The sequence below is a fragment of the Vibrio sp. SSH13-20 genome, assembly GCF_040104475.1.
In the GTDB taxonomy this organism is placed as follows: Bacteria; Pseudomonadota; Gammaproteobacteria; order Enterobacterales; family Vibrionaceae; genus Vibrio; species Vibrio harveyi.
The window spans coordinates 629228-653521 of sequence record NZ_JBECOU010000004.1 but is presented as its reverse complement, the minus strand read 5'-3'; the positions used below and the strand labels follow the sequence as shown (position 1 = coordinate 653521).

The 24294-nt window shown below is 44.2% G+C and carries 25 protein-coding genes; 13 read left to right on the top strand and 12 right to left on the bottom strand.

Features of this window, described 5'->3' with window-relative positions:
• The gene (locus ABMY42_RS15040) at positions 1–1095 is read right to left on the bottom strand and encodes a NapC/NirT family cytochrome c (RefSeq protein ID WP_349266498.1); all 1095 of its coding nucleotides are present in this window, start codon (positions 1093–1095) and stop codon (positions 1–3) included.
• Positions 1096–1326: 231 nt separating this feature from the next.
• On the opposite strand from ABMY42_RS15040, the gene ABMY42_RS15035 reads away from it, so the two are divergent.
• The 6 genes from ABMY42_RS15035 to ABMY42_RS15010 all read left to right on the top strand — a co-directional run bounded on the left by ABMY42_RS15035 (position 1327) and on the right by ABMY42_RS15010 (position 5142).
• Positions 1327–1878, top strand: a complete 552-nt coding sequence (locus ABMY42_RS15035; RefSeq protein WP_017189892.1) for a GNAT family N-acetyltransferase — start codon at positions 1327–1329, stop codon at positions 1876–1878.
• A 27-nt stretch (positions 1879–1905) separates the two neighbouring features.
• Positions 1906–2637, top strand: a complete 732-nt coding sequence (locus ABMY42_RS15030) for an SDR family oxidoreductase (protein WP_239924473.1) — start codon at positions 1906–1908, stop codon at positions 2635–2637.
• A 9-nt stretch (positions 2638–2646) separates the two neighbouring features.
• The gene (locus tag ABMY42_RS15025) at positions 2647–3111 is read left to right on the top strand and encodes a GNAT family N-acetyltransferase (protein ID WP_349266497.1); all 465 of its coding nucleotides are present in this window, start codon (positions 2647–2649) and stop codon (positions 3109–3111) included.
• 430 nt (positions 3112–3541) lie between these two features.
• Positions 3542–4012 carry an HAD family hydrolase gene (locus ABMY42_RS15020; protein ID WP_349266496.1) on the top strand — a complete coding sequence of 157 codons (471 nt, stop codon included), beginning with the start codon at positions 3542–3544 and terminating at the stop codon, positions 4010–4012.
• Between the two features lie 66 nt (positions 4013–4078).
• Complete coding sequence (locus tag ABMY42_RS15015) at positions 4079–4609, top strand: GNAT family N-acetyltransferase (protein WP_005449536.1); 531 nt, start codon at positions 4079–4081, stop codon at positions 4607–4609.
• An 83-nt stretch (positions 4610–4692) separates the two neighbouring features.
• Positions 4693–5142 (top strand): GNAT family N-acetyltransferase, encoded by a 450-nt coding sequence (locus tag ABMY42_RS15010; RefSeq protein WP_017818231.1) that lies wholly within the window; start codon positions 4693–4695, stop codon positions 5140–5142.
• Positions 5143–5158: 16 nt separating this feature from the next.
• Here the strand turns inward: ABMY42_RS15010 and ABMY42_RS15005 are convergent, their stop codons facing one another.
• Entirely contained in the window at positions 5159–5818 is a 660-nt protein-coding gene (locus ABMY42_RS15005) for a hypothetical protein (protein WP_029788729.1), read from the bottom strand.
• Positions 5819–5883: 65 nt separating this feature from the next.
• Positions 5884–6327, bottom strand: a complete 444-nt coding sequence (locus ABMY42_RS15000; RefSeq protein ID WP_005449549.1) for a cytochrome c — start codon at positions 6325–6327, stop codon at positions 5884–5886.
• Between the two features lie 133 nt (positions 6328–6460).
• On the opposite strand from ABMY42_RS15000, the gene ABMY42_RS14995 reads away from it, so the two are divergent.
• Both ABMY42_RS14995 and ABMY42_RS14990 read left to right on the top strand, forming a co-directional pair.
• Positions 6461–7102, top strand: a complete 642-nt coding sequence (locus ABMY42_RS14995; RefSeq protein ID WP_269984963.1) for a cytochrome b/b6 domain-containing protein — start codon at positions 6461–6463, stop codon at positions 7100–7102.
• 10 nt (positions 7103–7112) lie between these two features.
• Complete coding sequence (locus tag ABMY42_RS14990; RefSeq protein ID WP_009695880.1) at positions 7113–7541, top strand: MarR family transcriptional regulator; 429 nt, start codon at positions 7113–7115, stop codon at positions 7539–7541.
• 95 nt (positions 7542–7636) lie between these two features.
• On the opposite strand, the gene ABMY42_RS14985 is transcribed toward ABMY42_RS14990, so the two are convergent.
• The 4 genes from ABMY42_RS14985 to ABMY42_RS14970 all read right to left on the bottom strand — a co-directional run bounded on the left by ABMY42_RS14985 (position 7637) and on the right by ABMY42_RS14970 (position 10205).
• A complete protein-coding gene (locus ABMY42_RS14985; protein WP_017818234.1) occupies positions 7637–8164 on the bottom strand; it encodes a hypothetical protein in 528 nt (175 codons plus the stop codon).
• Positions 8165–8495: 331 nt separating this feature from the next.
• A complete protein-coding gene (locus tag ABMY42_RS14980) occupies positions 8496–8867 on the bottom strand; it encodes a cytochrome c (RefSeq protein WP_050903296.1) in 372 nt (123 codons plus the stop codon).
• A gap of 71 nt (positions 8868–8938) precedes the next feature.
• Positions 8939–9226: a hypothetical protein gene (locus tag ABMY42_RS14975; RefSeq protein ID WP_005449568.1), complete on the bottom strand. Its 288-nt coding sequence runs from the start codon at positions 9224–9226 to the stop codon at positions 8939–8941.
• Positions 9227–9287: 61 nt separating this feature from the next.
• Positions 9288–10205 (bottom strand): DMT family transporter, encoded by a 918-nt coding sequence (locus ABMY42_RS14970; protein ID WP_005449569.1) that lies wholly within the window; start codon positions 10203–10205, stop codon positions 9288–9290.
• A 110-nt stretch (positions 10206–10315) separates the two neighbouring features.
• On the opposite strand from ABMY42_RS14970, the gene ABMY42_RS14965 reads away from it, so the two are divergent.
• Positions 10316–11752, top strand: a complete 1437-nt coding sequence (locus tag ABMY42_RS14965; protein ID WP_349266495.1) for a PLP-dependent aminotransferase family protein — start codon at positions 10316–10318, stop codon at positions 11750–11752.
• A 48-nt stretch (positions 11753–11800) separates the two neighbouring features.
• Here the strand turns inward: ABMY42_RS14965 and ABMY42_RS14960 are convergent, their stop codons facing one another.
• From ABMY42_RS14960 to ABMY42_RS14940, 5 genes are all read right to left on the bottom strand, one after another.
• Positions 11801–13420 carry an endonuclease gene (locus ABMY42_RS14960; protein WP_349266494.1) on the bottom strand — a complete coding sequence of 540 codons (1620 nt, stop codon included), beginning with the start codon at positions 13418–13420 and terminating at the stop codon, positions 11801–11803.
• 554 nt (positions 13421–13974) lie between these two features.
• Complete coding sequence (locus tag ABMY42_RS14955; RefSeq protein ID WP_349266493.1) at positions 13975–15597, bottom strand: alpha-amylase family glycosyl hydrolase; 1623 nt, start codon at positions 15595–15597, stop codon at positions 13975–13977.
• 85 nt (positions 15598–15682) lie between these two features.
• Entirely contained in the window at positions 15683–16189 is a 507-nt protein-coding gene (locus tag ABMY42_RS14950) for a hypothetical protein (protein ID WP_017189880.1), read from the bottom strand.
• Positions 16190–16517: 328 nt separating this feature from the next.
• Positions 16518–17327 carry a MalM family protein gene (locus ABMY42_RS14945; RefSeq protein WP_005449574.1) on the bottom strand — a complete coding sequence of 270 codons (810 nt, stop codon included), beginning with the start codon at positions 17325–17327 and terminating at the stop codon, positions 16518–16520.
• Positions 17328–17427: 100 nt separating this feature from the next.
• Positions 17428–18705, bottom strand: a complete 1278-nt coding sequence (locus ABMY42_RS14940; protein ID WP_005449575.1) for a maltoporin — start codon at positions 18703–18705, stop codon at positions 17428–17430.
• Between the two features lie 446 nt (positions 18706–19151).
• Between ABMY42_RS14940 and glgX the strand changes: the two genes are divergently transcribed.
• From glgX to cobA, 4 genes are all read left to right on the top strand, one after another.
• Positions 19152–21119, top strand: a complete 1968-nt coding sequence (gene glgX / locus ABMY42_RS14935) for a glycogen debranching protein GlgX (protein WP_349266492.1) — start codon at positions 19152–19154, stop codon at positions 21117–21119.
• Positions 21120–21371: 252 nt separating this feature from the next.
• Entirely contained in the window at positions 21372–23093 is a 1722-nt protein-coding gene (locus ABMY42_RS14930; protein ID WP_349266507.1) for a diguanylate cyclase, read from the top strand.
• 253 nt (positions 23094–23346) lie between these two features.
• Positions 23347–23502, top strand: a complete 156-nt coding sequence (locus ABMY42_RS14925) for a hypothetical protein (protein WP_009695888.1) — start codon at positions 23347–23349, stop codon at positions 23500–23502.
• Positions 23502–24293, top strand: coding sequence for a uroporphyrinogen-III C-methyltransferase (gene cobA / locus ABMY42_RS14920; protein WP_005449578.1), 792 nt, complete (start codon positions 23502–23504; stop codon positions 24291–24293). Before ABMY42_RS14925 ends, cobA begins: the two co-directional genes overlap by 1 nt.
• The last annotated feature ends 1 nt before the right edge of the window (position 24294 follow it).

The window sequence follows — 24294 nt, the reverse complement described above, 5'->3', positions numbered from 1 at the left end:
TTAGTGACCAACCACATCTTTCGCGTGGTGCTGGAAGAACTTAGTCAAAATTTCTAGGTTTTCTGCTGAAATATCAGTGCGATCACCCATACTCTTCGCTACAGGTCCCCATGCGTTCACAGTAAAGTGATTTGAAGGAATTTTCGCGTGGCAAGTTGCACAGTAAACGTTGTCCAACTCTTCCGCGTATGACCAAACTGGCTCTAGCGTATCAACGACTGGAGAATCAATCGTTGCCGTTAGAGTGACAGGGCGCCACTCGTTGCCATATACATCTGCCTTGAACTCACCAGCTTCAACTGCTTGTTGACCTTGTTCAGATAGTGTTGCGACAATCGCGCGTTGACCTTCACCCATGTAAAGCACTTGTTCTGCACCTTTCATTTGGAATGCGTTGATCTTAACCGTGCGGTTGTCTCCCTCAGCTTTCACAACGTCCAGCTTGGTTGTTGGATTCACCGTACCAAAGTCGCCCATGCTGATAGACGTCACTGGATAAACCACTTTCGCATCTGCTGCTGTCTTGGTTGTGAAGCTCATCAGTGTTTCAAACGCTTTGCTATCAAGTTCCGCTTCTGGAGCAAAGTGCGCTACACCTTTGTGACAGTCGATACACGTTTGGTCATTCGCTTTACCGTAAGCGTGCATCTTCGCCGCGTCACGTGATTGCTCGAACTCTTCCATTGCATCGAAATCGTGGCAAGAGCGACAGGTTGCCGAATCATTTGCTCGGAACTGCGCCCAAACCATCTCAGCAAGTTCAGTACGATGTGCTTCGTACTTCTCAGGCGTATCGATCTTGCCAGTCACAAACTCGTGGTAAATGTCTTTTGAGGCACGGATCTTAGTGATCAAGTAATCCATTGGCTCTTTCGGAATATGACAGTCTGAACACTCAGCTCGAATACCTTTAGCGTTACTGAAATGCACTGAGCCTTGATACTCTTTGTATGGAATTTCCATAGAGTGACAAGAAAGACAAAACTCAGTGTCCGATGTGTAATGCATCACTGCTGCGGTGCCGCCTAAAGTTAGCCAGCCCACACCAATACCCACTGCCACCATTGCGGCGATATAACGTTTTTTAATTGACATAATTAGAAATAAATACTCACAAAGTTACATGCTTTGTCGCATATTTACCCCTTTAGTAGTAATTTCGACTTGATCTGAGTCATGCCTATTCTCTATGTGGTGACTTATTTTTCGTTATTGAGAGGCTCCTTACCATATTCCATTTTTTAAAAAAATCTTTCTTGACCACACGTATTCGCCATAACGATAGATGTTGTTTATCAAAGCACTTTTGATATGTTTGTGTGAAATATGAAAACTCGATCACATGGAGGCGAATCGCACGTGCTATCTCAATCTATTTCTACCCCAAGAACCGAGCTAAAACCGCTCACTCAGGACAATTGGGATCTCTATCGACGTCTATCCAGTGATCCAGAAATCATTGCTCTTTGTTTTGATCCGCCAACAGAAGCTGACATGAGACAGAAATTTGAATCGCGTCTGCCAATATGGACTCCCCAAAGTGAACATTGGTTATGTTTGGTGATTTATGAAAAACACAGTTCACAGCCAATCGGTATCACTGGCTTTGTACTGCAAAATGGGATTGCTGAGGTCGGATATTTGTTGTTGCCAGAGTTTTACGGTAAACAATTTGGTACCGAATCTCTTGCGGGTGTAATTGATTGGGCATTTAACCAGCACAATATCTCTGAGTTTTCTGCCACCGTGACGGAAGGTAACATTGGCTCTGAGCGAGTACTGGAAAAGTGCGGATTTAAACTTACTGAAATCATCCCTGAAGCCTATGAAATCGGTGGGAAAAAGTACGCTGATAGGCTCTATTCATTACAAAAATAATATTAACTACAAAAACAAGGATATGTTATGCAGAAAGTAGTCATCATCACCGGAGCCAGCCGAGGCATTGGTGCAGCAACTGCTAAGCGATTGGCAGCACAAGGTTATTCTGTGTGCGTAAACTATCGTACGCAGACTGACGCTGCCACACAAGTTGTCAACGAAATAGAAGAAAATGGCGGTAACGCAATCGCTATTCAAGCGGATGTTTCCAATGAGCAGCAGGTACTCTCATTGTTTGAACAAACTGAACAAGCGCTTGGTAAAGTCACTCACCTCGTCAACAATGTTGGAATCTTATTCACTCAATCTCGCCTTACCGACATGAGTCTTGAGCGTTTCCAAAGCGTGATGAATGCTAACGTCACTAGCTGCTTTCTCTGCTGTCGAGAAGCGGCGAAACGATTTGAATCTGGCAGTGCCATTGTTAATGTCTCCTCTGCCGCATCTCGCTCTGGTGCGCCATTCGAATATATTGATTATGCAGCATCAAAAGGAGCAATGGACTCTCTCACTAAAGGGTTGTCTTTGGAATTGGCTGTGCAAAATATTCGCGTTAATGGTGTTCGCCCCGGCTGTATCTACACTGACATCCATGCCGACGGCGGAGAACCCAATCGCGTCGACAGACTCAGCGAAAAAATCCCTCTCAAACGAGGTGGTACTGTGGACGAAGTTGCCAATGCCATTGCTTGGTTACTGAGTGATGAAGCCTCGTATGTCACCGGCTCCTTTATCGATCTTGCTGGCGGAAATTAAGGAACAATCATGGAAATAAGACGAGCTACACCCAAAGATCTTGATGCACTATTTGTGTTAAACAAACAGATCAGTGAACTTCACCATCTCAATGCTCCTGAAGCCTTTGTCGCCCCCTCGGAGCAAGACAAACAATTTCTTGCCAATGCTCTGGAAGATAAGGAACGTTTAATTCTAATTGCTGAAGAAAACCAACAAGCGATCGGTTTTGTGACCGCAAGCATTACGCAGAATGAAACCATTAGTTTTCTGATCAAAGACCCAATCTGCCGTATCGGAACCATAGTTGTGGATGAAAATCGGAAATCAAATGGAGTGGGAAGTCTACTCATGAATCAAGTAGAGCAATGGGCCATTGAGTCAGGAGCCGTTCAAATTAGGCTGGAAGTAATGGAGTTTAACCAAGCTGCTCAGCAGTTTTATGACAAACTCAACTTTACGACGAGCTCGCGCATCATGTTGAAATGTTTGTAACGATCACGGCATTTAAGCGAAATTTACTATTAAAGCTAACCTGAATCGCAATTCTTTCTGGCACCTTCCTCCCCCTTTTTGAAAAGACGATATGATGTACGGATATACCCAAGTGACTTCAAGATGCGGGATTCAGAGCGTTGTCATTGATTCGAGAGCAAGGAAAATAACGCAGTGTAATAGCCAGCTATTTTCAAGTTGTTTGACGCAGCCATTGGTTTAATTAAAAAAGCGAGTCAATGACACGCTCCCGAAGGGCACTCTTTACAAATAGTAAGGTTACAAATAGTAAGGGCCTTGGCTTGTATACTTTGTTGCCGATTCTTGATTTAGAGTGACTAGATCTTTAATCGCCTCCGCGTCTACAAACCGAGTCATTCTCGCTGAACCAAGCATCTCGAGGTTACTTAGGTATAATGGAGATTCGAACATGATTTATCTTTTCGATTGGGGGAACACCTTAATGGTAGATTTCCCTCACGTACAAGGAAAAATGTGCGATTGGGAACACGTCGAGACCATGCCTCTCGCCAGAGAAACGCTAGAAAAACTGTCACAGCAGCATAGAGTTTATATCGCTACCAGTGCATCAGACTCCGCAATGGAGGACGTGCAAAAGGCATTTCAGCGAGTCGGACTGGACCAATACATCAGTGGTTACTTTTGTTTTGCCAATCTTGGTATTGCGAAAAATCAACCTAGCTTCTATCTCGCGGTCGCTGAGCAATTAAACGTAGTACCCAGCCAGCTCACTATGGTGGGAGACTTACCAGAAAAAGACATTTATCCCGCAATGGATGCAGGGCTAAACGTCATTTGGTTCAATCCTAAAAACCTTCCTGTTCCAAGTAAGCCTATTCCGTCTCAAGTGCATTGTTTATCGGAGCTGATGCTAGGCTAACCAACAAGGCTTTACTGGAACTCTCGTTTAACCAACTACACTTAATGCACTAATCAAGGAAGATGAATGCAGATCAGACCGATTACTCTCAACGATATCGACCATTTTATTGCGCTCTGGAACCGTGTATATGAAGAAGGCGAGTATTTACGATCTCCTGCGCCTGACCGAACAATGTTGAGTGATGTGATCACGCGAGTAGAAAAAGAATCCATCCCTCAGTTTGTCGCCTTTGATGGGAGGCAATTAGTGGGAAGTATTGAGATCTTCCCTGCCGAAATGTGCGGTTATGAAGGTGGAGAGTTTGCGAAAACTGGTATTCTTGGCATTCACATTGATCGTCATTATCGCAACCAAGGACTAGGAACAAAACTTCTAGCAACCGCCATTCAAAGTGGTTGGAAGTATGGTTATGATACCATTGTTCTCAATGTTTATAAGACCAACCAAGCAGCGATTGCTTTGTATGAACAATTTGGCTTCGAACATGGTGGTGAGCTAGGAGAAGTGTTACTACCCAATGGCAAATATCTGATGAGTCAAAAAATGGTGTTAAAGCAAGACGAAATGAACGCTAGCAGCAAAAGCCATTCTTGATAAGCTAAGATTCCAAGGCTACTTGGGTGCAAAGCCGACCTTTCGATATACTCGCTCGCCCAACGACTTAACACGTAATTGTGATGATTGAATTTAAACCTTTACCACCAAACCAAATTCCAATGACTTTGCTGCTAGAGGCAGACCCTAATCAAGATAACATTGAGCGATATCTTGATACATCCATTGGCTTTGCCGCTATTGAAGACAATCAAATTGTTGGTGCATGTGTGATATTACCTCATTCGAAAACACAAGCTGAAATCATGAACGTTTCAGTCGCGCCAATACATCAACAACGCGGCATTGGTTCAAATCTATTGCGTTTTGCAATTGAAGCCATGAAAAGTCAATCATTTCAAAAACTGATATTGGGAACGGGTACCTTTGGTTATCAACTGACGTATTATCAGCGATTAGGTTTTAGGGTAGAGAGCGTGGACAAAAATCATTTCTTACTCCACTACCCAGAACCAATTTGGGAAAACGGCATTCAACATAAAGACATGCTACGCCTTTATCTTGAGCTTTGAATAAAGAGACTTTCGGTTAACTTTTCATATCTAACTTTTTACCCAAGTATTCAATTTCAAATGTCGCATAGCCAAGCTGAACCGCTTCAAAAGAGTACATTAGGTTTTGTGCCTGCTGCGCATCCTTGGCTAACACAGCGACTGAATAGATTGGACGCTCAATGCCATTGTCGAGTACTTGGGTATTGATATAAGACGAAGTGATTAAACCAGAGTTGTTCAGATTGATAACACGCTGTAAATCGACACCCAATACGCGGTCCATTTCTAAAGCCTCAACCCCCTCTTTCCAACGCAATGTCACACTGTAGTTATCACTCTCAGGCGTGTTATCTAACCATTTAGCACCCAAAGGTTGGATACTCGCGATCTTCACCAAATCTTGTTGGTACATGGGTAAGTCTTGCAGTTTTGCTTGTACTTCCGCTTCGTTTTCTGCTGATAAAACAAAACGCAGAATTTGTACCACTTTACCATCAATACTGCTTGGTAAAACGAACATGTCTTTCACATCACCTTGCTCGATAAGTTGATTAAATGCGGCTTTCTGTTTTGGTAATGTCTGTAAAACCTGCTCCACATCGTTAGTATTCCAGGCTAGTTCAACGCCGTAATCAGCAGCAAAACTTGAGAAAGACGCAACAGCAAGTGTGCTCAATAGGATGATTCTGTTCATAAGGTTACCTTTCATTTTACGATTTTCTTATCTGCTTCAAGTTAAATTCAATGTGGTTGACTCTATTACCAGCGGCTACGATATGCGCGATGGCAACTACGACAAGTACTCTGGGCTTGTTTGAGTCCAGCCTCGGCTGCTGAAACTTGTTGATCTTGCGCTGCTTGATACAGTTGAACGAACCCTTCATCCATTTGCACCATCAAACGATTGAAGTTCTCTGGCTTGCTCCACACTTCTTTCTTCGCTTTGCTATCAGCTTGGCTACCTTGCGGAAACGCTTGTAGCAAATGTTCGCTATGACGAGAGAGTTCATTGCCGATCTGCGCTAAAGCTTGCCAATCGGTATTACTGCCATTCAGAGTCTTGTCCGCTTGCTTCGATAGAGATTCAATTTGCTCAAACGCATTCTGGCGCATGTCGATTTGAGAGCTGAAGTCTTGAGCAAAAAGCGTTGTTGGTACAAAAATGGTCGGTAAAAGTGCAATCAGTGCCAGTGTCTTTTTCATGTCTTTCTCCTAATCGTTCTTCATTGTTGGGTTGTTGGATTTAAATTTACACGACAATCATTGCGCACGCAACTATTGTTGTGTAAATTACCGTAAAGAAGATCATCACACAACAAAACGATCGAGGTAAATGATGAAGATTTGGGACTTAGCAACAAGGCTCTACCACTGGAGTCAAGTTTTACTTTTTATAGCATTGATGGCATCTGGGCTGTCTGGTAACGGTCCTCATATCCAACTTGGATTGGCATTATTCACACTGCTAGTATGGCGAATGGTATGGGGATTCATCGGCAGTGAGACTAACCTATTTCGTCAGTTTCTCCGCTCCCCGGAAGACATCATTTCTTATTTAAAGGGAAAATCGGCAGCCACTGCTGGTCACAACCCTGCTGGCGGCTGGATGGTAGTAACCATGCTGACAGCACTCTTGCTTCAATGTATTTCTGGAATGGCTCTTGGTGGCGTATTCGACACATGGCCTTATTCGGAAGTTTGGCTTAACGATGACGTATTCGCTGGCATGGAGTGGCTACATTTAACCTTGGTCGATCTTTTACCAATATTGATCGCTTTACATATTGGCGCGATCCTTCTTTATAAATTAAAAGGCAAACCATTAGTGAAAGCCATGATCACTGGTAAGCAGACCAAAACAATCAAAGAAACCTCTGTTGCTGAGCAAAAAATTGTCTATCTCGCACCGCAAAGCCGCGCGTTGGGGGTGCTAGTTGCCGCAACATTGGTTACCATGACAATCGTTGCTTTATCATAAGAGAAAGAAAATGAGCGAACAGTTTGATAGACAAGACAGTTTTGGTTGGATGATCAACGTGGTTGCACACGATGCGGCAAAGCGATTTGAGATCGAACTCAAGAAGCATGGTCTCACAGTAGCGCTTTGGCCAACCATGATGTGTTTATGGGAAGAAGAAGGCGTAACACAGCGCGATATTGCGGCGAAATCTAAGGTAGAAAACTCAACCACGACTCGCACTTTGGACAAGCTTGAGAAGCTTGGTTTAGTGGAGCGCCACCCTGATCCAAATAGCCGCCGATCATTCCGAATTTACCTCACGGAAGAAGGGCGAAACCTCAAAGAAACCTTGCTGCCAATTCCGTTGAACGTCAATAAAGCACTAATGAGCCCGTTAGAGCCGGCTGAACAGAAAGAGATGTTACGCCTACTAAAAAAGTTGGTCGCAGAGATTTAGCGCTTCGCTGAGTTTTCCAACCCAAGAATAAACAAAGCCCTAAGTTCTGAACTTGGGGCTTTGTGTTTTTAGGTGAACGCCAAGTTTGCCCGTACCTAACACCCTTCAGTAACATGCCCTCTTACCACTGAGCGATTTGATGCTTGATTAACGTAATAGAAATAACACGCCTCACTTTCCAAGGTATAGCCCTGCGGCCAGATGTACACCACACGATCTAGACCAGAGTGATCAATAAATTGGTATTTTGGGATCTCAACAAAGTGTGTACTGTTAGGAAATTGATTGCCCATAATACAAAAATCGCTGCCATGGCACGGCTTATCGATGGGTGAATTGCCCTTGGCGGGTAATCCTATTTCCAATAAAGCACGGATACTGTTCGCACTTGCTTCCGGCATGCCACTGAGCATCTTCACTTGATGGTCAACATAAGTGATTTGTTGACTATCCTGTGCATCATCAATAACAACTTTGGCATGAAAAAACTTAAGAGATGTCCCCAGAGAGGACTGTGAACTGTGCAGCATAGACGCGTATGCTTGGCGGTGGATATCGAGCAAGACAGGTAAAGCTGCGAGAGCAATGGACCCCAATGTTGCGAGCACAATGGTGATTTCCATCAACGTAAATCCTTTTGCTTTCACTTCTTATCTCTCGGCATACAGACAAATGATAGTTACCCAAGTAGCCTCTTGATGTTTGATTCAGCGAAATGGCCGAGGGTAAAGGTCGTCGCTCCCACTTCCATGTGAGAACCGAGCCAATATATCGCTGAAATTACGCAGAGAAACGCACTAACTGAGAGAAAAACCGAACCAATTAAGAACTTGAGACCAGCCACTAAGTTGTGCTGAAACATACTCAGCAATTAGCTAAAAAACTCGACTAAATTCAAACTACTACGGCACAAACGATCAGGTTAAGTATTTGTTTCTAAAATAAGAATCTTATTTAGTTAATACTTTTGATGTATTCAAATATGTCATTGACTTCGTTTTCACTCAGCACAGTTTTGAATGGTGGCATTGCACCGCCCTGCCCATTACCACCTTCCAAGACAGAACCAATCAGCTCCACTTTCGTCCCAAACGGGTTTAAGAGCTCGGCAGATATATTATCGGGTTTAATGTCCATGGCTTTGGCAACAAGACCATCTCCATGCCCTTTATCACCATGACAAGAGACACAATAAGACTCAAAACGCTGCTTTCCTGCGACTAGGTCCGCCTCGCCGTATTGGTTATCGGTAAACCATTTATAGCCTGCAAATCCAAAGCTGGATACAAGCAATAAGAAAACAACAGAGAAAAAGAATTTACGCATGGGTGCCCCTTGTCTTCATTTGCTATATCAATGAAGACAAGGTAACGAAGGGGATGTCGAAAAAGTGTTGATTAAGCGTTCAACAAAGGGACGTTATTACGTACTAGACCTCGACGCACGCTGGTGCACATTTTGCCAAAGCGACGAATTTCATCAAATTGAGGAGTGATACCGCGTTCCATCGCCGATTCCCAATAACTCAATTCTGAATCGACCATCTCCAACAGTTTTTTAGGACAACCAATGCATTGTCCTTCAGGACCACAAACAAACGTCTCTGGTTCATAAATCGGCAGTTCAGCTTTTACTTGTGCAATGATATCGCGCATTGCGGTCATTCGATCTGGCTTGACGGTCATTACCCGGCTCCACACAATATTGAGAGCCGGATTGTACTCTCTGGCACGCAAATGTCCCTACCTAATTTAGGTATATTTTACGTTTTTGCTTTGCAAACTTTGATTTAAGCGTTGGAAATTCAGGCTTTTTCGCCACCAAATATACTGCGGTCGCTGCCAACACAAAGCCAATAATACCCATCCAATCAAATGACTCACCGAACGCAAACCAAGCTTGAAGCGCCGTGGTTGGAGGCACAAGGTAAAACACAGAAGCAACGCTTGATGCCGCACCATTCTTGACCATGTACAGCAACAATAAAATTGCTACGCAAGACAGAACAACCACTAACCAAATCAAGGTGAAAATAAACTCCGCTGTCCATTGCACCTGCATGGTTTCAAACTGCATTGCAACAGGTAGAAACATCACCAATGCCGCCAAATATTGCACCGTTGCGCCTCCCACCATGTCCACTTGTTGACAGTATTTCTTTTGATACAACGTGCCGACGGTAATACCAAACAGAGATGACAAACACACACCAATCGCTAAAGTTTTGTGCAAATCCGACTGCCATTCCATCTTACCCATCAGCACCATCGCAATGCCGACAAAGCCCAATGACAAACCAATCCATTGTGATGGCTTAAATTGCTCAGAAGCGAACACTACCAACAGCACGGCAGTTAAAATGGGCTGTATACCTACCAATAACGAGCTTAGTCCTGCTGGCATACCCAAACTAATAGCAAAGTACGTCCCACCTAAATAAAAACCGTGAATCAATACACCAACCACACAACTGTGCCAAAAGTCCTTGCCCGTTGGAATACGACGACGCAGCAAGACCACTATCACTAGGAACAGCAAAACATTAAACGCCATGCGAATCGACAATAAGGTTGCTGGTTCAGCGTATTGCAAACCAAAGCGCGCGCCGACAAACCCAGAAGCCCAAAGGATAACGAATACAAAAGGAATGGCTCTGATTAACATGATGCGCCCTCACTCTACCTGTTTTTAAATTTTGAATGTTTTTCAATCTCGAATGTTGCTAATGTAGTTAGGTACAGTGTTTTCAAAAAGTGACAGATGGAAGTGTTTTTATGGGTACAGATTTAATCAGTACGCTTGATGCGAATAAGTACTTGATCGTCGAGCATCACCTCAAACAAGCGATCAGTAATGGGGTCTATCAACCGGACGATAAGTTACCTTCCATCCGTCTATTAAGCACCGAGCTTAAAGTAAGTAAAAACACGGTGATCCGTGCCTACCAAGAGCTGGAAGCGCAAAGCATGGTTTATTCTGTGCCCAAATCCGGTTATCGCGTAAAACCCACGGAACAAAGTGAAGCCAAGATCGCCAAGCCTACGCGTGTGGATTTACTTTCCGTGTGTAAGCAAATCCTCACTTACCCTGAGTATCAAGAGCGGCTTCCGACTGGTTCTGCACACCCAAATATTGATGCCCCAGCAATCAAAAGTCTGTATGCCGAAATTGGTCGCCATAGTCGCCAGCAAAGCCATATATCCAGCCATTATCAATTGCCACCAGGCGATGATTTGTTGATCAAACAGTTGGCTAAGATCACTCAAGATCTGGGAACCCCTGCGAATGTTGACGATCTTCTGGTAACCCATGGTGCCCAACAAGCAATCAGCCTTGCATTAAGAGCAACAACACAAGCCGGCGATATTGTCGCTGTCGAATCACCGTGCTATTTCGGTAACTTATTAATGCTTGAATCGCTTGGTTTACAAGTGGTTGAGATCCCAAGCTGCCCCAGAGATGGTATGGACCCAGACGCACTAGAAAAAGCAATGGCAACATGGGAGGTCAAAGTCATTGTCGTCACACCGAACTTTACCAATCCAACCGGCTCTCTGATGCCACTTGAAAGACGAAAGCAGCTACTCGCGGTCTCTAGAGACGTTCCCATCATTGAAGATGATGTATTTGGTGCGTTGAGCTTCGATAAGACTTTGCCAAGCCTACGAAAATTGGATGAAAAACAACGAGTGATCTATGTGAATTCTTTATCGAAAACACTCGATTCACGGCTTCGCATTGGTTGGATGCTGGCAGGGCGTTATCGTGCTCAGGTCGAGCAGTATTTATTGTGTGAAAACATGGGCAGCTTGAACTTGATGCAATCAGCGGTAGCGACCTTTTTGACGTCGGGGAAATATCGCACGCATACGGCGCGAATGTGTCGCGTGTACCAAGCAAACGTCCGTCGATATTTGCAAATGCTAAATCAATGTTTAGACGCACACTTTGAATTAAAAAATAATTATCAAATCAATGCCGTACAAGGCTCATTCTTACTTTGGTTACGCTTACCACCAAAAACTGACAGCTACGCGCTCTATCAAGCCTGTAATGAACACAAGATCAGTATTCTACCCGGCTCTGTATTTGGCACGCAGGGGCAGTACCAAAACTGTATCCGCCTCAGTGTGGCGAACTTCGGAGCTGAAAAAAACTGGCAGCCAGCTATGGAAACCCTCGCCAAGCTCATCGCGAAGTTTGCACAATAAAAACAAAGCCGCCCAAGTGGACGGCTTTATTGGGGTCTGTTGACGAGATTAGTTACCCCAAACCATTTCGACAAATTCCGGATGATCGATGTACGGGTTACGGTTACCCTGGAAATCAAATACCTGTTGGTTACGATTGATTTCTTTCGCGCTCACCGGATCGTTTTTGTGCCAACGCTTAAGCATGTTAAGCATCCATGGTTCAAATACCGTCGTGCTTGTGCCATTGAGTACAGCGTCTGAACTGCTTGAGTTCTTTTCCCAATTACCAATCACGTTTTCGTATCGTGTTGCCATGTAGAAGTAAGCACGAGCGAAGTCACCTTTAAACTCATCAATTGGCTCAAATACTGTGCCTGAGTAGCCCAAAGATGCAGTGGCTGAACCTAATTTTGAGCCATTATTAGAAACATAAGTGCTGCTACCCACCTCGCCAAATGGCCAGTTGCTACGCTTAGCATTCACATAACCATCGGTCGCAAACAAATGGTGACCGTCTGAGTTCATTGGTTCAACTTTGCCACCAAACCAGCTTTTCGGGAATGAGTGTTCGCGGTTATAGCAATCCCCTTCAGCTTTGTATTGACCACACTGATCTGTCACTTTGGTGAAGCTGACAGCATCATTACCCAATGGTTTTTCTGAGTACATGTCTAGGATTGTGCCGTCTTTTTCATAGTAGTTGTCCAGATCGGCATCTTTCACCAATGTCCAAATCGCAGAGTAGCCACGACCAGTGTGGTTATTGATGATATTGAACAACGCCGTTTTCAATGCAAAACCTGTTTTGCCTTCCGCCGCTTTGTAATATTCCCCGACGACCGGTGGTGTAGTTGTTTCACCAAGCGTGAAACTAGTGGTTTGCGTTTTAGTAAATTCACCACCTGAAGCAAGCGTTTTTTGACCAAGCATCAAAGCGTACGAGCCGTTACCGCTGCTGCAACAAATGCCGTCACCGTAGCTATCATTGATGGTAAATTGATAGTCACCATCGGTTAAGCACATGGTCTTTTCATAGGTTTTATAAGAGTCGAAACCTTGACCAGAGAAGAGTACTTTTGATTGACTGTCCTTCAGTTCCCAGCTGGTTTCTGAGCCGTAACTATCAGTCGTCAAAGTCAGTCGGATTTCATTATCATTGCAGCTTTCAACCGGAGGCTGAGTACCTCCACCGTCTTGGTTAGGTAGGAAGTTATCGACATACACTACTTCAGAGCCATCAAAGCCCGATTCATCATAGAATCTCAGACCAACGTTAATGGTTTTATTTGATGATGCGGTATAACTGTGTGTGAGCTGTTGCCATTGATTGGTTTGCTTAGGGTTTGAATAACCATGGTACCCATCAACAATCAGACGCGCTTTAACATTGCCTTCAGTGTGATAAACAGACACTGCAAATGGATAGGTTTTCCCTTGCTCCACATTAATGGTTTGCAGAAAGTCCGTGTTGCTTTGGGTACCCGTATTCACGACTACTTGCGCCGCTAAACCGCCGGACTGCACTTGGTTACTAGTGGGAGATACCGCAATACCAGAGTCAATCACAGCCCATTGTGTTGGCGAATTGCCATTCCACTGTTCGAAGTCACCGTTGATGACATCACTGTAGGCGAATGGAGAGCAAAGCAAAGGTAGGATAAAGAGGGGTTTCGCTATGGATTTCATTATAATTTTCCATTGGTTATATAAATCCAAGAAAAGATAAACATAATGATCGCATATAAATAAGCGTTAACTCACAATTTTACGTTGCACGAATGTGAATATTCTCATTATCGTGCAGAGCATCTCACAAATTGCGTACTGTTTCTCGATTTAGATAGCATCGTTTGTTCGATATAAAACAGTAAGATAGAACATGCGTATAGAGATAGAGATAGGAATCGAAACAACAGAACTTGTCATACCCAAGTCACTTCAAGATACAGGATTCAGAGCGTTGTCATGGATTTCCTGTTTCCCCGAAGGGTACTCTTTGCAAACAGTAAGACCTTGTCCTGTAGACTTTACTGTCGGCTCTTGATTTAGAAGAACTAAACCTTTAAATCGCCGCCACGTCTACAAACTAAATCACTCTCGCTGAGTCAAGCATCTTGGAATTAGCTGGGTATATGATTTCTAAAACGTACAAAAAAAGCCAAGTGAGTCTCTATGGGGGTAGAAGACTGCACTTGGCTTTGGATAGAAATAAAATACTAATGAGCAAGTAGCCTTAGATGCTATTGCACACTCGACGTTACTTTAAAGAATCGCCCTTGTAGTGCGGACATTGGGATCTGGTATTGCCCATTACTTGGTGTGATTGTTTGGTTCGTTAGCAAGTCCACCAGCGCTTGAGAGCTACCCACTTGCGCCTCGGTCAAAATAACGTTTCGAGCGCTTTCTAATGTATTAAGCGCAAACAACACCTGATCACTGCCAGACTTTTTCAGATCGACATAACTACCATTGCTCGCCGCTAAGTTAACGCGAGAACCTTGATACAGGGCTGGATGAGCTGCACGCATCGCCATCAAAGATTTAACGTAATTTTTTAGGTCAACTTGATTTGCATCCAAGGTTGCTGTCACACCCTCAATCTTAGCGCTGCTGCGGGCGACATGGTCATCGCACACGCCTCGCACGGCGCAGGTGTTATTGTCTTCTTTCGCAGCAAACCCATCAACTTGATCGCCAATTTCGTCGCCGTAGTAGAGCGTAATTGGTCCGGTATAAGCCGCTTGGAAAGCAAACGCAGCCTTATGACGTTGCCAATACTCGGCGTCATTAATATCGGCCATACCACCGCGTTGAAGTAAGTCACCAAAACGAACTAAATCGTGGTTGCCAATCATTAAGTTTGGCTGCGCATGGGATGGATACTGATTGTGCGTTTGGTAGCCATTATCTAACCAATCAACACCTCGCCCACCCACGCCACTTTCATTTACCGCTAACGTTTCTACAATGCGGTAACGCATTGGGAAATCGAACGCCGAGCACAACGCGGGATCATCCGCAGACCCATACGCTTCACTTGCGATATCAGATTCGCCCTTCCAAATCTCTGCAACCATATAGCCAAGAGGGTTAACGTCTTTGCCATCAGCATTGGTGTAAGTCACACTTTGCGAAGCATCATCGACGGCTTTGCGGATCTGTGTCCATGCATCCGTTGGTACTTGATACGCCTGATCCAAACGCCAGCCGTCGATCTTCAGCTCTTTCACCCAATAGGTCGCCACTTCTTTGTAGAAGTCTAAGCTGGCAGGATAATCAACAGGATTACTACCACCAGTAGGCAGCAAGCCAGACGGAGAAGGTTTGATCAATCCATCTTTGTGGTGACCGAATACGCCATCAAAAAAGACATACAAACCACGCTTGTGTGCCTCATTAACTAAGGTTCTTGCCGTTTCTAAATCGCCAAAGCGAGGATCAATCTTAAAATAATCCGTAGCAAAATAACCCGTTGCATCCAAGCGATCTGCCCAGTGATCTTGTCCCGTAATCGCTTGAGACTCAAAAACTGGCGTCAACCAAATCGCATTCATGCCTAAGTCTTGGATATAATCCAGGGAATCAATGATGCCTTGTAAGTCGCCATTGTGATGACTGGTACCATATCCGGTCCCATGACCTATGTTTGAATCACCATCGACAAAGCTCTCAACCATGATCTGATACGTGCGAAGCTGATTACTCTGCTCCATCACATTCGTTTGGCAGGCATAACTCGAATCTGGAAGTGGTGTACTGCCACTATCACTGCCGCCAGAGGAATTACATGCCGATAAAACACCGACAACACTCAACGCAATAAGCGATTTACCAAGCAGTTTATTATATCGGACATTGTGCATTAAACTCTCCAAAATAAAATTAACCCCGACACGTTCTCCATGTAGGGGTTAATAAAAAAGCAAATCTAAATAACGAAATGGAATATTATTGGCACTTATTAACCATTACATGAAGTGGTTTGCCTTCGCCTTCAAATTGAAGACTCCAAACATATTTACCATCTTCTTTAATATCAACCGCTGTATCCGTTCCGTAGCCACCGAAAGTCAGTGGTGTTAATTCACCCACGTTCATTCGATTGCCTTTCGCAGTAAATTGTGGGAACCACAACTCTGTCGCGTACTGCATTTTGTAAGAGCCTACTTTTTCTTGCGTCACAACTTGGTAGAAGTTATTACCTTTATAAGTGTATTGGCGTTGAGGTACATGCTTCCAATCTGAATCAGCAAACGTACCAACAACAAACAGTGGCTTAGAAATTGGACCTTTCGCCGTACTATCTGGGTTATCACAAGCCGCCATAAAAGCGACGACTTCATCTTGAGATAGATTAACAATAGGCTCAGCCGCCGCTTCTGGTTCTGCCGTTGATTGACAACCAGCAAGAGCAACAAGTAAGGCAGCAGCAAGTGATGTTTTCATCATGTTCATTTTCACGTTAATTCCTTTTTAATATTCCAAAGTAAATAAAAACTCACCAAGTTGGTAAAAGTTTAATATTTAAAAAGAACAAAATATCGAACCACCGATAAAGAATATTATTCTATATCTTGCTGAGCCAGATTACTTTGATAGGTTTAATTATTTCCTAATCGATGACGAGTAAGGTTAGGAACACAATTTAATTATTGATCTGTTAAATATAAAAAACAAAGTAAAACAAATAAATTTGTGAATAAGCTAACTATATGTAGGGGTGAGTTTTAAACACTCAAATAGAGTAATAAAAAAGGTCAGCATATCGCTGACCTTTTTTAAATTATTTTGTATTTACTGCTTTCACAAATACTTCTTGTGCACCTTCGATGCCCAATTCTTTCGCTTCATCAAGCAGTGTTAGTGCTTTCGGAATATCATTAGCCGCGACCGCTGCTTTAATCGAGCTGTGGTAGTAGCTGGTTAAATCCGTACCTTGTGGGATATTGTCGTTTTTCGCGACAATTTTAGTATTCACGATATCGTTCGCGGATACTGAGAAGCGGAACTGACCAAGTGGGCTGTGTTTCGCTTGAGGATCTGCAATATCTGGCGGCTGAGTGTGATTTGCCAGTGCGAAGGCTTTTGCAGGGTGAAGAACTTCTGAACTTCCTTTTAGATCATCGGAAGTGGTGTAAACCAACACATGCAAATCGTTACCTGTCATGTCTGGAATTACATTCATTTCAAGTACGAACTTATCGTTGTCCAGTAGTTTTGCTGGCACGTACTCAAACTTTGAAAAATCTGCTTGGTAAATAGGTTCACCCGCCGCATTCATTACAACGACGTTTGGTGCATAGAACTCTAGGTTCTTGTTTACGAATGTCTCTAGTTTGATATCGAGACTGCCGCGATTACCTGGTAGAGCGAACGCTGCAATTGCGCCTGCGCTATTACCATCTAATAGCATTTGGCTTTTATCAGTCAAAGCGAACTCAGTAACCGCAGGTACATCAATTGGTACCCATTGAATATCACCCGACTGCGTGATCACTTGTTGCTGACCTTTCGGGCTCATGTCTACTTGTTCTACAGAAGAACAACCCGTAGCCAACATTCCCAACAGCACGGGAGCAAGCCATTTTTTCATTACCGTCTACCTCGACTCGTTATTGTTTTTGAAATAAATACAGCCAGATAGGTTCTGGCTGTATCATTCTAGGACAATTTAGGACTTAATGGTTAGATGATTACCACCAAGCTTCCGCTTGTACACCGAACTGGAATGTATCGTCAGAACGACCGTTGTCGAATGTGTTTGAGTTGTCCGCTTTATCCGCTGTTAGGTAAGAAGCGTATAGACGGATTTCAGGACGAGCCCAGAAGCTAGAACCAGCAGACCATGCTTGAGCAACTGTTAGCTTACCGTATTTGTTTTCGTCACCGTCGTTATCATCAATCGCGTAACCCGCTTCGAAGATAGTTTTGTGGTTGTCGTCCCATTTGTACATTGGACGAACGACTACAGACATAGTTTCCCACTTGTCTTGACCAGCCCACATTTCTTCACCAACACCGTATACTAACTGGTGACCCATTTCCCAGCTGTCACCCATGCCGATTACACCCCAGTTGATTAGGCGGTAACCAGATGCGCCATCTTTCGCTTCTGCACCGTACCAGCTACCGTCACCGTAAAACGCCATTGTTTTAGAGTAACCTTCAGTACCGTACTGAACTACAGTTTTGTTGAAGCCTGAATCTAGACCTTGAGTCAATTCAGCTGTGAACATTACGCCATCTTTTGCATCTTTAGTGCTGTTTGGCGCAGCGTCAGTTTCGTTAACTAGTGCGTAGTTAAGACCTAGCTCTAGAGAAGCGTTGTTCCATAGTTGAAGACCTGCGTAACGTGCATCAAGTGTGTTTACGTTTGCAGCTTTACCGTCGTTACCTGGGTCAGTGATGTCGCTACGGTCGTTACGTACCCATGCTAGAGATAGTTTACCTGGACCCGCTTCGATGTTTTCGATACCAGCACCAGCACCAGAAATGTTCCAGTAGTAGAAGTCAGAGATATGGATATCGTGACGTTGGTAGTAACGTTTACCAGCCCATAGCGTTGCTTCTGGAGCGAAGTCTAGAACGCCTTTAGCTTGAACGTTGAACTGACGTAGAGCAAATTGTGCATCGTCAACACACTCTACTTTGTCGCCCTTAGCATTTAGACCACAGTTAGCCGAAGTGCTTTCCCAGTCGTTTGAACCGTTAGAAGTCATTGCGAACATTGAGTCAACGTAGAACGTTTTACCGTTGTTGTTGTAAACTTCTTTACCTAGTTGAACTTCACCGTATACATCGCCTTCGTTACCTAGACGACCGATTTTGTTCTTCTCAAATGTTACTTGTTGGCCACCATCAGCGCTCACACCAACACCAGCACGCATGTAACCGTGGAAATCCACTGCGAAAGCAGAACCAGCAGCTAAAGTTGCAGCAACAGCAGCAGCAATTACACTTACTTTTTTCATTCTTAACTCCATTAAGGGTATTTATAATTCTGTCTTCCCTGCTCACTCTTTTAGGTGAATATAGGCAGTAAAAATGCACCTAAAGAAAGAGAGGTAAGATGGGAACAAGTCCCCGTTTGTTTCAACAGTCTTAAGATTACCCAAGGCGTACAAGGATGACGTCCTCCACCCCAAACTAATTTAGGGGGGATGAGAAAGGATGAGAAAAATTACCGAATGGTGTTTTTTCGAGTCAGATCACCAATCTAGGGAGGAATTAGTAAGTTTCTTCGGTTTATAGTGGCTACAAAGTGATAGCCATTTCATATTTTCGTCAAAAATAGGACGTAGAAAGTAATTTAATTACAGTGATAATTTTCGTTCTAAGGTGGTTGACCTAAGTAAGACAAAGTTTTTTACTTATAGTTTCTTAAAGGTAGCAATAAATATTAAAAAAAGTATCTCTGATGACACGACTTCACTCTCGCCCCTACCCACTTGGTGCAACCCTAAATAAAGAAGGTTGTAACTTCGCTATTCATGCGCCAAGCAGTAAAGACATTCAACTTGCGCTCTTTGCAGAAGACGGCAGCTATGCACTGCACGACTTACCAAATGAATATGCAGGTATTCGTCATACTTTTATTCCAGACATTAAATCTGGGCAGAAGTATGGCTTTGTGGTGACGCATCAAGACCAACCTTTGCTGATTTCTGATCCTTACGCAAAGTCGATTGATAAAGCCCTCCACTACCAACCTCCTTTCTCTCCTGCAAAAAGCTTTGATATGCCTAAATGTGTCGTTATCGAGGATCACTTCGATTGGCAAGACACCGATCACCCTCGCATACCAAGAGAAGAGATGGTGTTATTTGAAACCCACGTAAAAGGGTTAACTCAACAACACCCAGAGGTCCCAAGTGATGACAGAGGACGTTACCTAGGTTTATCGTCACCTGAGATGTTGGCGTTTTACAAACAACAAAACATCAATACGTTGCAATTGCTACCTGTTGCTGCGTGTATGCACGAGCCGCATTTGCTTAAGATGGATAAGGTGAACTATTGGGGTTACAACCCTTACCTTTTCATGGTGCCAGATCCTCGTTATGCCGAAAAAGATGCCGTCACAGAACTCAAAACTACCATTCGAGAGCTGCACAAGCACGGCATCGAAGTGATTCTTGATGTCGTGTACAACCACACGGCGGAAGGCGGTGAAGGTCCGACTATCTTCAACCTAAAAGCACTCGATCCTCGCTGTTACATCAAGCATGGTCCTCACTATGCGAACTTCACTGGTTGTGGCAACACGGTGGACCTGACTTATCAGCCAGCACTTAACCTCGTTATGGATACGCTACGTTACTGGGTGAGCGAATTTAAAGTTGATGGTTTCCGTTTTGACTTGGCTGCAACACTCGGTCGCCAAGGGGACGATTACAACCCTGAAGCGGCATTCTTTAAAGCGGTCGCGCAAGACCCAGTTCTTCGCGAGACAAAGCTGATTGCAGAACCTTGGGACATCGGTCCTAATGGCTACCAAGTGGGTAACTTCCCATTTGGTTGGAACGAGTGTAACGACAAACTACGAGACATCTCCCGCAGCTTCTGGCGCGGCGATCAAGGTTACCTAAAAGAGTTTGCGACGCGCTTGATGGGCTCTCGTGATATCTACAGCGCAGCGAACTGGCCTTACAAACTCACAGTCAACTACATCACATATCACGACGGTTTTACCTTGCAAGATCTCGTGTCTTACAAGCAAAAACATAACGAAGCCAACGGCGAAGAGAACCGTGACGGTCATGGTGATAACCGCTCGGAAAACTATGGCGCTGAAGGTGAAACCGAAAACCTAATGATCATCGCCACACGCGAAAAGCAAAAACGCAACCTGATTGCTAGCTTGCTGTTCGCGTTCGGTATTCCTCATATCCTGACTGCAGATGTGCTATCCCATACGCAAGGTGGCAACAACAACGCCTACTGTCAGGATAACGAAACTAGCTGGTTGAACTGGGCGACATCTGAGCGCAAGCAAGATTTCAAAGCATGGATTTCACAAATGGTGGCAAACCGTAATCAATACATGGTGCCATTCATTCGTGCTTTTAGTGGTGAAAATCGTAATAACAACCGCATCTTCTGGCGTCGTATTGATGGCAGCTTGATGGAACATGACGATTGGAACCGTTTAAGCTCAGTCGCGCTGCATTTAGGCATTGGTAAAGAAGGGCAAGAGTTGGTTTACTTGATCAACCAAACCAATGCACCAGCGCGCTTCAAGCTGCCAAGTGAGCGTGGTCAAGAATGGGTGACGGTGTGCGATACCAACGTACGTAACCTAAACCCAGGACATGCGGAAGGAGAAGTCCTGTTGTCTCCAACTTCGATGGCAATTTTGCACTATAGCCCAAAGCAAGAAGCCTAACGGATTCGCCATTCATTACTACAAGTTCTTACAAACCCAGCTGCATGCTGGGTTTGTTTTATGGACGTTTCGAGCAAACATCCATCAATCAGGTCAAAGAACACACCATACGCATTGATGCAATAATGAAACTAATCTAATATCGTTAGCCAAATCACATTTATAATATCTACAACGTAATTTGGCACCATGGCTTTACCTAAATTCTTAATCCGTATTCTGCGGCCTTACCTGCTACTTCTCGCAGGATTTATGGTCTATCTGGCTTATGCTCAGTTAGTTGATTCTGAGTCGATGGTTTATCGGCAATCTCAAACCAATATCATCACCGCCGAGCGGCTAATCCACTCCCAAATCGAAGCGGCTTTCAGCAAATTCTATCTACTAGAAACCGCACTAAAGACGAGCAAGCAAGACCTTAATGATCCTGACTTTCATGAGCTAAGCCAAGGCATCATCGATTACTCACCACAGTACTCCAACATTCTCTACACCACGACAGATAGCAACATTGCCTATGGCCTTTCTGGTCAGGTAAAACAAGCGGATATCAGCAAGATCTTATGGCATAAGCTGAATACCGTCAGTGATAAATTTTCCATCTCTTCGCTATACCAAAACCCGCAACAACGCTGGGTATTTGCCATCAAACATGACAACCCAGACCTCAAACACCAACTTTGGTTAGAGTTCGATCTCCTCCATACGACTCAGCAGCTACGCGGTCTTAAAACTTTGAACAAAGGCTATGTGTTTGTCGTAGACAGAGACACCGAACGCTTGGTGTTCCATCCTGATCCAAGCCGAATTGGCGATAACTCTGTCAGTTATCACGGTGGCATTAGCGAGAAAGTAGCCGCAGGATTGTTGTTTGGTAAACATGAATACTATTACCAAGATAACTTTAAGATTTCGGTCTTCGACGCAGACAACGGATTAAACTGGGTGTTTGTGGCGGGCACAGACCGCGCCGACATCCTCAACAACAGTTATCCATTTACTCTTACTGCAGGTGTCATTGCTTCTTTATTAGCTCTAGCGATTGGTATCAATTACCTCACTTACCAACTGCATTTGTCACTCGCACGCCTAAATGGCACTGAGAGCGTTGATGAGTTCAAAACCCAACTCAAGCATGTTTTGGATCGTTTCTGCTATCACCGAGGCATACAGTTCTGTTTATACGACAGCTTGAATTACAGCTTTTACACCCTCGATTATCACGGTAACAAAAAGCTCGTCTTAAACGATGCCGAACTCGCGGCGCGTTTTTCTCATAGTGCGTTGACTTACCGCAACAAGAAGTACGGCGACGAGTTGACGAAAAAGCTCAAGATCAACAGTAACCACTACTGCATTCCGTTGTTTGATGGACGAGAACTGCTTGGGGTGACTTACGTCAGTTGCCGATTCCCAACCTACAAATGCGTGCTCAGTTTGATTCAGAACTACGCCCAAGTAGCGTTGGCAAACCTCAAATTGCATGACCGTTTACGCCATCAAGATCCAATGACGCAACTCGAAAATAAAGCGTGTTTAGCTGCAAAAGTGTCGAGAGAGCTTCATTCAGAGAACCGTTTTATAGCGATGGTCGATATTGATAACTTCAAATACATCAACGATAAATTCGGTCATCCAGTGGGCGATTTGGTCATCCAAAAAACAGCTGAAGTGATGCGCGACTGTTTCCCTAAACCAAAAGGGATTTGTTTAGCGCGCTATGGTGGTGAAGAGTTTGCAATCGTGTTCCAAGCCAATGACGAATTCGATGCCAAACACCAACTGGATAACTTCCTAACGGTGCTGCAAAGAAGCCATCTCACTTTGGGTTATGGCGATGTGCGATTTACGGCAAGTGTTGGATTTACACCATTAGAAACCAGTTACCATCACGTGGTGGAGCAAGCTGACAAAGCACTTTATCAAGCAAAAAGATTGGGCAAGAATCGCGTCTGCCACCTAAAAGCAGCATAACGCTTTTCTTTTCCAAAAACGACAAAGCCAGAGCAAACATCGCTCTGGCTTTTTTATTTTTATTACAGTCAGTTAAATCAAAAAAACTGACACTCCCCTTTCCTCTTTCCCGTCTTTTAACCGACTCAAGTTCTGCCCCCAAACACCTCTCGTTAATCAGTTCTGAACAGGTGTTTATTTTTCTTTGATTTAACTTAACGGCTCTCACCAATAACCTTAAATGCATCAGGGGATTGCATGAAGCCAATTGAAAATGAAAGAACTGGACGATTACATAGAGCAAATAAATTTAGACCTGACTAACGAGATGTTAGAGGAGCTAGGTTGGATTAGCGACAACGTTCATCAAGTGTTTTATTGGCTCATTGCCGCCATCCTATTCGTTGTATTGATTTGGGGTATTTTTTAATGAAGGCATCCAATCCATCTTATGGTCAGGTTTATTTGGTTGGGGCGGGCACAGGCGATGCATCACTGCTCACCATTAAAGCATTTCGTCTGCTCAATCGCGTTGATGTTGTGCTTTATGACCATCTGGTTTCGGAAGAAGTCTTGGATGTAATTCCACGAAAAACCCTAAAAATCTGCGTAGGCAAACACTACGGTAAGTGTTCGCAAACTCAGGCAGAAATCAACCAAATGATGAAGGGCTACGCAATCACAGGTCTGACGGTATGTCGCTTAAAAGCGGGCGACCCGTTTGTATTTGGTCGAGGCGGTGAGGAAGCGACCTATTTAGCTCAACAAGGTATCAACTATGAAGTTGTGCCGGGTGTAACTGCAGCGCTCGGGTGCTGTGCTTATGCGGGGATACCGGTCACTCATAGACAAGTTTCGAGGGGTGTCACCTTGGTAACGGGTCGAAACTGTAATGATGCTAGCGAACCAAATTGGAGCGCACTTGCCGCCATCGACCACACCCTAATTTTCTACATGGGGCTACACAAAGCAGAAGCGATCGCAGACAACCTGATTGCTCACGGTCTCGCGCCAGATACACCTTGCGCTATCGTCAGCAATGGGACACGAGAAAATCAAAACAAGATCGTCACTACCTTAGCTGGACTGTATGAAACCTGCAAAGCGCAAAAACCACCACTGCCAGCAATCATAGTGGTGGGAGACGTGGTTTCCCTTTCACAGTCACTGGAATGGTTTGAGTCCACCGCCGAGCCCTGTTTAGAACGCACGATTCATTAGT

Bases quoted from the DNA above. Each gene is read 5' to 3' on its own strand.
- ABMY42_RS14975 (WP_005449568.1), bottom strand. From the start codon at position 9,226: ATGACCGTCAAGCCAGATCGAATGACCGCAATGCGCGATATCATTGCA.
- ABMY42_RS14955 (WP_349266493.1), bottom strand. From the start codon at position 15,597: ATGCACAATGTCCGATATAATAAACTGCTTGGTAAATCGCTTATTGCG.
- ABMY42_RS14960 (WP_349266494.1), bottom strand. From the start codon at position 13,420: ATGAAATCCATAGCGAAACCCCTCTTTATCCTACCTTTGCTTTGCTCT.
- cobA (WP_005449578.1), top strand. From the start codon at position 23,502: ATGAAGGCATCCAATCCATCTTATGGTCAGGTTTATTTGGTTGGGGCG.
- ABMY42_RS15000 (WP_005449549.1), bottom strand. From the start codon at position 6,327: ATGAAAAAGACACTGGCACTGATTGCACTTTTACCGACCATTTTTGTA.
- ABMY42_RS15030 (WP_239924473.1), top strand. From the start codon at position 1,906: ATGCAGAAAGTAGTCATCATCACCGGAGCCAGCCGAGGCATTGGTGCA.
- ABMY42_RS14930 (WP_349266507.1), top strand. From the start codon at position 21,372: ATGGTCTATCTGGCTTATGCTCAGTTAGTTGATTCTGAGTCGATGGTT.
- ABMY42_RS15020 (WP_349266496.1), top strand. From the start codon at position 3,542: ATGATTTATCTTTTCGATTGGGGGAACACCTTAATGGTAGATTTCCCT.
- ABMY42_RS14945 (WP_005449574.1), bottom strand. From the start codon at position 17,327: ATGAAAAAATGGCTTGCTCCCGTGCTGTTGGGAATGTTGGCTACGGGT.
- ABMY42_RS14985 (WP_017818234.1), bottom strand. From the start codon at position 8,164: ATGGAAATCACCATTGTGCTCGCAACATTGGGGTCCATTGCTCTCGCA.
- ABMY42_RS15025 (WP_349266497.1), top strand. From the start codon at position 2,647: ATGGAAATAAGACGAGCTACACCCAAAGATCTTGATGCACTATTTGTG.
- ABMY42_RS14970 (WP_005449569.1), bottom strand. From the start codon at position 10,205: ATGTTAATCAGAGCCATTCCTTTTGTATTCGTTATCCTTTGGGCTTCT.
- ABMY42_RS14980 (WP_050903296.1), bottom strand. From the start codon at position 8,867: ATGCGTAAATTCTTTTTCTCTGTTGTTTTCTTATTGCTTGTATCCAGC.
- ABMY42_RS15005 (WP_029788729.1), bottom strand. From the start codon at position 5,818: ATGAACAGAATCATCCTATTGAGCACACTTGCTGTTGCGTCTTTCTCA.
- glgX (WP_349266492.1), top strand. From the start codon at position 19,152: ATGACACGACTTCACTCTCGCCCCTACCCACTTGGTGCAACCCTAAAT.
- ABMY42_RS14940 (WP_005449575.1), bottom strand. From the start codon at position 18,705: ATGAAAAAAGTAAGTGTAATTGCTGCTGCTGTTGCTGCAACTTTAGCT.
- ABMY42_RS15040 (WP_349266498.1), bottom strand. From the start codon at position 1,095: ATGTCAATTAAAAAACGTTATATCGCCGCAATGGTGGCAGTGGGTATT.
- ABMY42_RS14950 (WP_017189880.1), bottom strand. From the start codon at position 16,189: ATGAACATGATGAAAACATCACTTGCTGCTGCCTTACTTGTTGCTCTT.
- ABMY42_RS15010 (WP_017818231.1), top strand. From the start codon at position 4,693: ATGATTGAATTTAAACCTTTACCACCAAACCAAATTCCAATGACTTTG.
- ABMY42_RS14965 (WP_349266495.1), top strand. From the start codon at position 10,316: ATGGGTACAGATTTAATCAGTACGCTTGATGCGAATAAGTACTTGATC.
- ABMY42_RS15035 (WP_017189892.1), top strand. From the start codon at position 1,327: ATGAAAACTCGATCACATGGAGGCGAATCGCACGTGCTATCTCAATCT.
- ABMY42_RS15015 (WP_005449536.1), top strand. From the start codon at position 4,079: ATGCAGATCAGACCGATTACTCTCAACGATATCGACCATTTTATTGCG.
- ABMY42_RS14925 (WP_009695888.1), top strand. From the start codon at position 23,347: ATGAAAGAACTGGACGATTACATAGAGCAAATAAATTTAGACCTGACT.
- ABMY42_RS14990 (WP_009695880.1), top strand. From the start codon at position 7,113: ATGAGCGAACAGTTTGATAGACAAGACAGTTTTGGTTGGATGATCAAC.
- ABMY42_RS14995 (WP_269984963.1), top strand. From the start codon at position 6,461: ATGAAGATTTGGGACTTAGCAACAAGGCTCTACCACTGGAGTCAAGTT.